The organism is Olsenella uli, from assembly GCF_901212655.1.
Lineage (GTDB): Bacteria > Actinomycetota > Coriobacteriia > Coriobacteriales > Atopobiaceae > Parolsenella > Parolsenella uli_A.
The window spans coordinates 5249-14700 of the sequence record NZ_CAAKON010000027.1 but is presented as its reverse complement, the minus strand read 5'-3'; the positions used below and the strand labels follow the sequence as shown (position 1 = coordinate 14700).

Here is a 9452-nt window from a genome sequence, read left to right as displayed (position 1 = left end):
GGACTGACATGCCCGTGTACAAGGATGACAACAACGGCACGTTCTACGTGCAGTGCTACTACCGCGACGCCCGCGGCTCGAAGCGCCACAAGACGAAGCGCGGCTTCTCCTCCGAGGTGGAGGCCGCCGTGTGGGAAGGCCAGTTCAAGAGCCTGAACGGCGGGGCCATGGACATGACGTTCTCCGAGTTCGTCGAGGTGTACGCCTCAGAGGTGAAGCCGCGCATACGCGAGCACACGTGGATCACCAAGGAGTACATCATCAACGACAAGCTGGTGCCGTTCTTCGGGGACATGCGCATGTGCGACGTGAGGCCGATCGACGTCATCAGATGGCAAAACGAGCTCACCGAGCACAGGGATGCCGACGGGAAGCCCTGGGCGCCGACCTACCTGCGCACGGTGAACAACCAGCTCAACGCCATCTTCAACCACGCCGAGCGCTACTACGGCCTCACCGACAACCCGGTGCGCAGGGTCGACAAGATAGGCTCGAAGAAGGGCGGCGAGATGCAGTTCTGGACCAAGGACGAGTACCTGAGGTTCAGCGAGGCCGTCATGGACAAGCCGCTGTCGTTCCACGCCTTCGAGCTGCTCTACTGGACGGGCATCCGCTGCGGCGAGCTCCTGGCGCTCACTCCGTCCGACTTCATGCTGGAGAGCTCCCGGCTGCGCATCAACAAGTCGTACCAGAGCCTCCACGGCGTGGACACCGTGACCGACCCCAAGACGCCCAAGTCGGTGCGCACGATCGTCATGCCCGCCTTCCTTCGCGACGAGATGGCGGGCTTCATCGAGATGCGCGACGACGTCGCCCCCGACGAGCGCCTGTTCGCCGTGACCAAGCACTTCCTGGCCCATGAGATGGAGCGCGGGTGCAAGGCGTCGGGCGTGAAGCGCATCCGCGTACGCGACATACGCCACAGCCATGTGAGCCTGCCGATCGAGATGGGGTTCTCCGCGCTTGCCATCGCCGAGCGCATGGGCCACGAGGCGGTGGACATCACCTACCGCTACGCGCACCTGTTCCCCACGAAGCAGGACGAGATGGCCGCCGCGCTCGACGGAGCGAGGGGGTAAGAAGGATGCCGTGCGAGAACAGCGCCCGCAAGCGCAGCAAGACGATGGCGTTCCGCTGCGCGCCCGAGGAGCACAAGCTCATATGCGAGATGGCCGCCTGGAGCGGCATGAACAGGCAGGACTACATCATCGCCAAGCTCACCGATACCCAGGTTGAGGTGAGGCCCTCCGTAAGCGTTCAGAAAGCGTTGAAGGACTCGATGGTGGAATTGACCAAGGAAGTACGGTTGGCGGCCTCCTACGACGAGTTGAGCGAGTCCCTGCAGCAGAGGGCCGAGCTTGTGATGGGGTTCTTCTTAGCGCTCGGCGAGGAGGTTGACGCGCCGACGGCAGAAACGTCGCAACAAGCCGCACCTTTGGAGGAGCCGGCGGCAACCGTAATGCATGCAGAATCCAACACCGCAAGCATCTTCGGAATGGGGCGCAGCTAATGCTAAGGATTGGCTCATTTCATTACCAGACCAGCTTAGGCTGATTGAACAAGGAGTTTCGACCAGCCTTCTCCGTGGTCCTGGTCTAAAGTCATCCGTACAGAAATCAAATCACGGCTTTATCTTATTAGAATCCTCGAATAGCGCGAACAATTGAATCGGAGTTCCAGCGGACAATTTCGTCTGCGGCGTTTTTGACGACAGCAGAGGTTCTCTCTGATCCCCAAGGCTCTACAGCGATAATCTTCTTTCCCATTTTTCTAGCTAGCTCAATTTCAATGTTGATCCACTTGCTATACGTGGAATAAACCCCAGCCAAAATAATGACGCAGCTTGCAGGTTTCATCTGACGCTCAATGGCTTGGCGAAGGAGATAATCGCTTCCCGCATTGTGAATAGGGTCGTCTTTGGGAACCGAATAATTCCTGTAGTTAAACCCATATTTGGAATCAAGGAGGTTAATCAGTCTCTGGTACTGGTCCGAATACGTCCATGAGTGGCTGATGAAAAGGTTGTACTGCATGCTGGTCCTTTCTAAAACAAAACCAAGACGATCATTGAGCAAAACACAAAGCCAAACAGCACGGGAAGGGCTTTTTCGATTGTCGTTTGCTTGTTGTATTTTTTTGAGCCGGTTAGCCCTTTCCACTCGTCTGCAAAGGGTCTACTTTGCATCTGGCTTTCCATTGAATCAATTACGGCGAATTTGGCGTCGTTGAGCGTTTTAAACGAGGATATGTATAAAAGCCACACTACACAGATGCCAATCCCGACAACAAGCAAAGGGATTGATTTGCAGCCACCTATCGCCGTTGACGCCGTCAAGACGCCAATACCCAGAGTGGTAAAAAGCCCGTTCGCAGCATCCCTTCTCTGGCTGATTCGGTCTGCCGACTCTACGCATGTCTTCCATTGCTCAAGCAAGTCGGACTTATAACTCGTATCTTTGGCTCTATCTTCCATGTCGAAATCGCTCCTTGTTGCTTATTGATTCATGTTTCCTCAACCATCCTGCTGAGGCTTAGTCCCATGGGACTTGTCTCATAAATCCAATCGAGTTGATGGGAGCGGGCATATCCTCATCATCTGTGTAGTACCACCAAACAAGATGACTGGACGAAAAAACCTGTGGCTTAACCCCTTCGTCGCCCCTTACGGCATGAAGTCTCATGTCTTCTTCCTGCACGTCGGCAAGCAATTCCGGAATCTCGTCAAACATAGATTTCACGTTATCCCGAACGCAACAACGAAATATATCGTTGCGAATGCTGGTAATTGTCATGAACTGGGAAAGCCATTCGGAATAGGCATCCCAATTGTGATCGTGGCAGTCTCTATACACCGAACCGTGTGTCAGCGATGCTTTCAGAAACACTTTGATTTCGAATGGGACTTGCGAGAAAACCTCGATTATTTCCTCCTTTGATTGCCGCTCCTTCTGCTTTCCAGAACCGATGAATTGCACCGAGGCCGCCATCGCTCCTCTGTTGCTTTGATATCGATGAATCCGCCAACCGATAAACGCTCCGATACCCAGATATACGAAAGGCATAACATAGTTCGCGTAGCTTGCGACTCCGAGTAAGTCGGTCGCCGACACGCCGAAATAGCTAAGAAGAGTAAAGACCCCAACAAAAACCTCGACTATATGCTCTTTCCACCACTCCTGCATAACCAATTACCTGAACTTCTCAACCAGCAGCTGACCAATAGCATTCATCATTGCACGGTACTTCTCGCTATCCTCGAAAAGGCTGGTGAAGGAGTCCGTGTTCTCCACGTAAGCTCTACGTGCCTCCTCGTCGAACACCTTGGGCAGCAGGCTTGATTCGAAGACCTGTCTGCCGTCGCGGCGGATAGTATCGGCGACCTGCGGGTTGTCGGCGATGCGCTTCCATAGCGTATCGATCACCACGCGGTCTCCCTCGGTGAAGTTGCCCGCCCACTGCTCGTTGAACTTGTCCACGAGCACCTGCAGCGGGTCGCGCTTCTTGTCGGGCACAACAGTCTTGGCCGAGCCGCCGGGTTCGAGCACTCCGCCAGTACCCTCGAGCGAGATGCTCCCCTCGAACTCGCGCTTGAGCTTGTAGAAGCGCATCTCGACCTTGTCGTCCACCGCTTCGACGGGAATCTTCTCAACTTTGAGGAGATGACGCAGGTAGCTCAGGTACACGTACTCCTTATGCAGGTCACGGTCGAACATGCGCACGATCTGGGTGATGTAGGTGTACCACTTGCAGAAGCTACGCACCTTGCGACGCACCTGGTAGCGCGAGTCGTCATCCAGCTCGTTGTAGCGCGCGACCGCCGGCTTCAAGATGGAGGTGAGCTTTCCCTGCACGTTGCTCTGCGACTTGCCCTTGCCGTCGGTGAAGACTATCTCGGCCGCGGCCTCGATGTCAGACTCGTCATAAAGCCCATAGCCGCGAATCTCGGTCTGCACCTGATAGAGGAGGTCGGTGTTGATCTGTTCGGAAAGCGAGGTCTCGGTGTAGAAGCGCTCGAACGCCTTCTGGATGTCCTCGGGCTTGTTGACGAAGTCGAGAATGTAGGTGTCCTCCTTGTCCGGATGGATGCGGTTGACGCGGCAGAGCGTCTGGACGGCCTTCACGTCCTTGAGCTTCTTGTCCACCACCAGCGTGTGCAGCAGGGGCTCGTCGAAGCCCGTCTGGTACTTCTCAGCGACGACGAGCACGTCGCCGTAGTTGTGGAACTCGGCCTTCGTCTGGCTCTCGGCGACGCGCTGGCCGTCGTGGCCGACGTTGAGGGACGGCTCGGTGTACTCGGGGCCGTCGGGGCCGTCCGCAGGGTCGCTGATGCCGCCGGAAAATGCCACCAACACCTCGATGTCGTCGTAGCCCCTCTTCTGCATATAGCGCTTGATCTCGTGGTAGTAGCGCACCGTCGCGAGGCGCGACGCCGTCACCACCATCATCTTGCCCTTACCCTTGATCTTGGTGCGCGTCACGTTGCGGAACGTCTCCACGATGATCTCGGCCTTCTGGCCGAGGGCATAGGGGTGCAGCTCCTTGTACTTGCGAAGCAGCTTGAGCGTGGGACTGCTCGGCACGTCGGGGTTGTCGGGGACCGTGCGCGCGAGCTCGACGGCCTCCGAATAGCTCACGTAGTTAGCGAGGGGGTCCATGATGAAACCCTCCTCGATCGCCTGGCGCATCGAGTAGATATGGAACGGATGGAAGGTTCCGTCGGGCCACTCGTCGCCGAACATCTCGAGCGTCTGCTCCTTCGGCGTGGCGGTGAAGGCCACGAAGGTCAGGTTCCGGTGACGGCCGTGGCTCGCGAGCTCGCTGGCGAGCTGGTCCTCCCAATCGGCGGTAGCATCCTCAGCCTCCGCCTCGATCTCGGCATACTCCTCGAGCGCGTCGCGCTTGTCGGCAAGGGCGCTCTTGAGCTTGAGCGCGCTCGTTCCCGTCTGGGACGAGTGCGCCTCGTCGACAATGATGGCGAAGCGCTTGCCCTCGCTCTCGACCTGCTCATAGATCACGGGGAACTTCTGCAGGGTCGAGACGATGAGACGGGCGCCGCCGTTGATGGCGTCCCGCAGGTCGGCCGAGGTCTTGTCCTTGCCGATGGTCACGACCGAGCCGATGGCATGGTCGAAGCCCGAGATGGTCTCCTGCAGCTGACTGTCGAGCACGCGACGGTCGGTGACGACGACCACGGAGTCGAATAGCGGAGCGTCGTCCACGAAGAGGGATGCCAGGCGATAGGCCGTCCAGGCGATGCTGTTAGACTTCCCCGACCCTGCCGAATGCTGGATGAGATAGTTCTTGCCCGTCCCGTTCGTGCGCACGTCGGCAACGACCTTGCGCACTGAGTCGAGCTGGTGGTAGCGCGGGAAGATGATGCGCTCCTTCTTGCACCTCACCTCGTTGCCGCGCGCATCGAGCTCCGTCTCCTCCCTAACTTCCAAGTGAAGGAACTTGTTGACGATGTCGAGCAGGCTGTCCTTCTGCAGGGCGACCTCCCACAGATGGCTCGTGGCGTAGCCGCCGGGGTTTGCAGGGTTGCCCTCGCCGCCGTCGTTTCCCGCCCCGGCGGAGCCCTGGTTGAACGGCAGGAAGAAGGTCTTCGCGCCCTCCAGCTTGGTGGTCATGTAGACGTTCTCGAGGTCGACGGCGAAAAACGCCACCATGCGCGTGTTGAACTTGAGACAGCGGCACCGCGGGTCGCGGTCCTCGCGCCACTGGCGCATCGCGTTCTCGACGTCCTGGCCGGTGAACTGGTCCTTGAGCTCTATGCCCACCAGGGGGATGCCGTTCACGTCCAGAACCATGTCGACGGTCTGGTTGCCCGTCTCGGCGAAATGGAACTGGCGGATGCAGCGGCAGACGTTCTTGGCATAGCGGTCGGCGGCGCTTTCGTTGAGCCCGCTCTCAGGCTTGAAGAATACGACCTTGAACGAAATCCCACGGTGCTTGAAACCGCGTTTGAACACCGCGACCATGCCCAAGCGGTCGACGGCGTCGTTGAAGACCTTGGCGAACTTTGCGGTAGGGTCGGAATTGCACATGCGCTCGAAACGCTCCCACGCCTTGGGCTGTGTCGTCTGGATGAAGTTGACCAGGGTGGCGGCATCGAGCGCGCGGTCGCGGTGCTCCATGTAGCCGCCATTGACCACCTGATAGGTGCCGTCCTCGACGTAAAGAAGCGAGTGTTTATCATCGCACTTGAGAAAGCCGCCCGCAGGCGAGCAGAGAAACGCCTCGATATCCTCTTCGAGGTTCTTTTCCTTGGTCTGCGCAGACATGGCTAGACCTCCCTTTTGCCTGTAACGGCCTCGTAGACGAGAGACTGCTTATACGCCTTGAGGTCGGCGATGATGGCTTGCTTACCAGCGATAACGGCATCAATCTGGGCGCACTTCTCGTCAAGGTAGCCAGCAATGCAGCGCTGCTCGCAGAGCGGGGGTAAGGGAAGCCAGAGCTTAAGAAAATTAGCGTATCGGAGAGCCTGACCGTCACGAACCAGATTCGTCGTTGTCTGTAGACCCTGGATATAGCATTGTGACTTAAACAGCCAGCGATAATACGATGTTTCAGTTTGGTCAGTTAAGGGATAGAGGGCGAGATATGCAGAGCTCATTTTTCCTCTCAACGCGCTGTACTCGAGCCCTCCCTGAAAGCTTCTCATGCTTATCACGAAATCGCCGGGCTCAACGTGCTTTAAGATGGCATGTCCCTTTTCGACCGGCATCGGCATATACGCCTCCTCGGCCATAAATTGTTTTTGAGGAATCATTCCATGATGTTGTGACGCTGTAAGCATTACGTCAGCAGCACGCGCCCTTTCCTTGCGTGCAGCGAAAAGGTACTTTGGGTAGCGAATCGTCCATTCGCACGGCACCTCTCCGAGCCACTCGACGCCGCTGTCCTTCATGGGAACATCTGAGTCGAGGCCCTTGGTAATGGCCTGGTTAACGATGGAGTTCTTGTAGGCCTTGTATTCCTCGATAGACCGCTCAGCGGCGGAGACGGCACGGTCGATCTCGACGCACTTCTCATCCAGACAGTCCGCGATGCGGCGCTGCTCGTTGAGCGAAGGAACCGGAATCCGCGTGTTGAGAAAATCCTCAACATGAAGGTCCCACTGGCCCACCCTGAGACCAGTTGACAGTTTGTGCCACTCGTCAGCGTAAGAACGACAGCGCAGCAGATAGTGCGCGTACTTCGGCAGCAACAGAGGGCTGGTGAACTTAAACACATGGTAAGCGGGACTGACTATGCCTTCGTAGGCAGACAAGGCCATAGAGCCTTGCCAACCTTTCATCTTGTTGATGACAAAGTCTCCAACCTCAACGAATTTGTATTTGCTCGTATCGAGCGACGTCACATTATGGTTATCGCTTCGGCTGTCCTTTGGCACTATTCCGTAATCGCGGTACAGTGACAGGACCGTCGCGTCAGGCCTGCCCGTTGTTCTCGATACTTTGAAATAGCCCTTCAGGCGACTTGTCGACCAAGATGACGGAATCATCCCAAGGTAATTGCATCCGCTGTCCTTCATCTCCCGCATCGCTAGCGCACCTCTCCAAAGAGCGCCTCGAGGCTCTTCTCGAGCGTCTTCTCGTGCTCGAGGATGCGCCCGGCGATCTCGTCGGCCGGTTCGAGCTCGGCGTACTTGTAGAAAACGCGTGTGAACGGGATGGTGTAGCCCACCTTGGACTTCTTCTTGTCCACCCAGGCGTACTCGTTGTATGGGCGCACCTCGCGCTCGATGTAGGCGTCAATGTCCTGAGTGAGCGGGATGTCCTCGGTGTCCTCCTTGGCCTTGTCCGCCTGCATCTTCCCACGCTTGTTGAGGGCGGGCGTCCCGTCCTCGTCGAGAACGGGGCTCTCCACGGCAACGCGGTTGAAGCCGAACTCGACCGTCTCCATCAGGCGCGCCTCAACGGAGACCTCCAGTCCGTTGGACCCGGCGCCCGTCCAGGTGTCGTCGCGATACTCGGAGTACGCCTGGACGATGAGGTCGCGGCAGGACTTGGTGATGTCGTTCTTCTTGTCGCCGATGCCCTTGCGGCGCTTCTCGAAGCACCGGGAGGCATCGATGAGCAGCACATGGTCGCGATGCTCCGGTGCCTTCGCCTTGCTGAAGAGCCAAACGTAGGTGGCGATGCCGGTGTTGTAGAACGAGTCGCAGGGCAGCTGCACGATGGCGTCGAGCCAGTCGTTCTCCAACACGTATCGGCGGATGCTGTCCTCGCCGCTGCCGGGCTTGCCCTTGTAGAGCGGGCTGGCGTCCTGGATGATCGCCATCACGCCGTCGTCCTTGAGCTTAGACAGGCCGTTGAGCACGAAGAGCATCTGCCCGTCGCCCTTGGCGGGAAGCTTCTCAACGGGGAAGCGTCCACCGCCGGCAGTCTTGAATTCCTTCTCCACCGAGGGGGCCTGAGGATTCCACGGGTCACCGAAGGGTGGATTGGAAATGCAGTAGTCGAACTTGAAGCCATCGAACTTATCGGCGGAGAGGGTATCTCCGAAGCGCATGTTGGCGTCGTCCTCGCCGCGGATGAGCGCACTCGCCTTCGCGATGCCGAAAGTGAAGGGATTGAACTCCTGGCCGTAGCAGGTTACACGGGCCTCGGCATCGAGCTGGCGCAGGCGCTCCTCGGTGCAGCCGAGCATCTGCGAGGTTCCCATGGTCTGGTCGTAGACGGTCTTCGTGATGCGGTCGCCGTCGAAGACGTGCGGGTCCGCCTGAATGAGCAGGTCGGTCATGAGGTACACGATGTCGCGGCTCGTGAAGTGAGCGCCGGCGTCCTCGTCGTAGGACTCGGAGAAGCGCTGAATGAGGTTCTCGAAGATGTAGCCCATGTCCACAGCTTTGATCTTGTCGGGCGACATGTCGGCCTGCGGCTTGCAGAAGTCGCAGACGACCTGGTAGAGCAGTGGGGCGTCTGGGTCGGAGAGGCGTTCGATCTGGTCGGCGAACTTCATGCGCGCCAAGATGTCCTGCACGTTGTCCGAGAACCCGTTGATGTAGTCCTTGAAGTTGTCCTCGATGTTCTCCGGGTCGGCCTTGAGCGTCTCGAAGGTGAACTTAGAGGTGTTGTAGAAGGGGTAGCCGGAGGCATCGCGCAAAAAGCCGTCCTTCACGGAAAAGGCTTTGTATTTCTCAGCTGCGGCGAGAACGGCATCGTGCGTGGGCTCAAGGCAGTCGTGGAAGCGTTTGATAACGGTCATAGGAAGGATGACCAGGCCGTACTCATGAGGCTTGTAGGGGCCACGCAGGGTATCGGCGGCACTCCAAATGAGAGATGCCTTCTCTTGAATATTGGCGCCAACGGCCTTGATAAGATCGTCACTTGCAGACACGTCATTTTCCCTTCTTCGCAAGCTCTTCAATCATGCACGTGCGCACGAAGGCGGAGAAGCTCATACCCCGTAGGGCCGCCTCCTCCTTCGCCGCGTCGCGCAAGGTG

Annotated in this window: 8 protein-coding genes; 2 read left to right on the top strand and 6 right to left on the bottom strand. The window is 57.9% G+C overall.

Annotation, left to right across the window (positions count from 1 at the left end):
- Nucleotides 1-8 precede the first annotated feature (8 nt).
- Together EFAMC2_RS05980 and EFAMC2_RS05975 are read left to right on the top strand one after the other, a co-directional pair.
- Nucleotides 9-1079 carry a site-specific integrase gene (locus tag EFAMC2_RS05980; protein WP_154027936.1) on the top strand — a complete coding sequence of 357 codons (1071 nt, stop codon included), beginning with the start codon at nucleotides 9-11 and terminating at the stop codon, nucleotides 1077-1079.
- A gap of 5 nt (nucleotides 1080-1084) precedes the next feature.
- Complete coding sequence (locus EFAMC2_RS05975; RefSeq protein ID WP_154027935.1) at nucleotides 1085-1510, top strand: plasmid mobilization protein; 426 nt, start codon at nucleotides 1085-1087, stop codon at nucleotides 1508-1510.
- Nucleotides 1511-1637: 127 nt separating this feature from the next.
- Here EFAMC2_RS05975 and EFAMC2_RS05970 read toward each other — a convergent pair whose 3' ends face one another.
- The 6 genes from EFAMC2_RS05970 to EFAMC2_RS05945 are packed head-to-tail and all read right to left on the bottom strand — an operon-like array spanning nucleotide 1638 to nucleotide 9345.
- Complete coding sequence (locus EFAMC2_RS05970; RefSeq protein ID WP_154027934.1) at nucleotides 1638-2033, bottom strand: TIR domain-containing protein; 396 nt, start codon at nucleotides 2031-2033, stop codon at nucleotides 1638-1640.
- An 11-nt stretch (nucleotides 2034-2044) separates the two neighbouring features.
- Complete coding sequence (locus EFAMC2_RS05965; RefSeq protein ID WP_154027933.1) at nucleotides 2045-2473, bottom strand: hypothetical protein; 429 nt, start codon at nucleotides 2471-2473, stop codon at nucleotides 2045-2047.
- A 58-nt stretch (nucleotides 2474-2531) separates the two neighbouring features.
- A complete protein-coding gene (locus tag EFAMC2_RS05960; RefSeq protein ID WP_154027932.1) occupies nucleotides 2532-3188 on the bottom strand; it encodes a hypothetical protein in 657 nt (218 codons plus the stop codon).
- Nucleotides 3189-6281, bottom strand: coding sequence for a type I restriction endonuclease subunit R (locus EFAMC2_RS05955; protein WP_154027931.1), 3093 nt, complete (start codon nucleotides 6279-6281; stop codon nucleotides 3189-3191).
- Between the two features lie 2 nt (nucleotides 6282-6283).
- A complete protein-coding gene (locus EFAMC2_RS05950) occupies nucleotides 6284-7546 on the bottom strand; it encodes a restriction endonuclease subunit S (RefSeq protein WP_154027930.1) in 1263 nt (420 codons plus the stop codon).
- A 2-nt stretch (nucleotides 7547-7548) separates the two neighbouring features.
- Entirely contained in the window at nucleotides 7549-9345 is a 1797-nt protein-coding gene (locus tag EFAMC2_RS05945) for a class I SAM-dependent DNA methyltransferase (RefSeq protein WP_154027929.1), read from the bottom strand.
- Between the last annotated feature and the right edge of the window lie 107 nt (nucleotides 9346-9452).

Bases quoted from the DNA above. Each gene is read 5' to 3' on its own strand.
- EFAMC2_RS05980 (WP_154027936.1), top strand. From the start codon at position 9: ATGCCCGTGTACAAGGATGACAACAACGGCACGTTCTACGTGCAGTGC.
- EFAMC2_RS05965 (WP_154027933.1), bottom strand. From the start codon at position 2,473: ATGGAAGATAGAGCCAAAGATACGAGTTATAAGTCCGACTTGCTTGAG.
- EFAMC2_RS05975 (WP_154027935.1), top strand. From the start codon at position 1,085: ATGCCGTGCGAGAACAGCGCCCGCAAGCGCAGCAAGACGATGGCGTTC.
- EFAMC2_RS05970 (WP_154027934.1), bottom strand. From the start codon at position 2,033: ATGCAGTACAACCTTTTCATCAGCCACTCATGGACGTATTCGGACCAG.
- EFAMC2_RS05950 (WP_154027930.1), bottom strand. From the start codon at position 7,546: ATGCGGGAGATGAAGGACAGCGGATGCAATTACCTTGGGATGATTCCG.
- EFAMC2_RS05955 (WP_154027931.1), bottom strand. From the start codon at position 6,281: ATGTCTGCGCAGACCAAGGAAAAGAACCTCGAAGAGGATATCGAGGCG.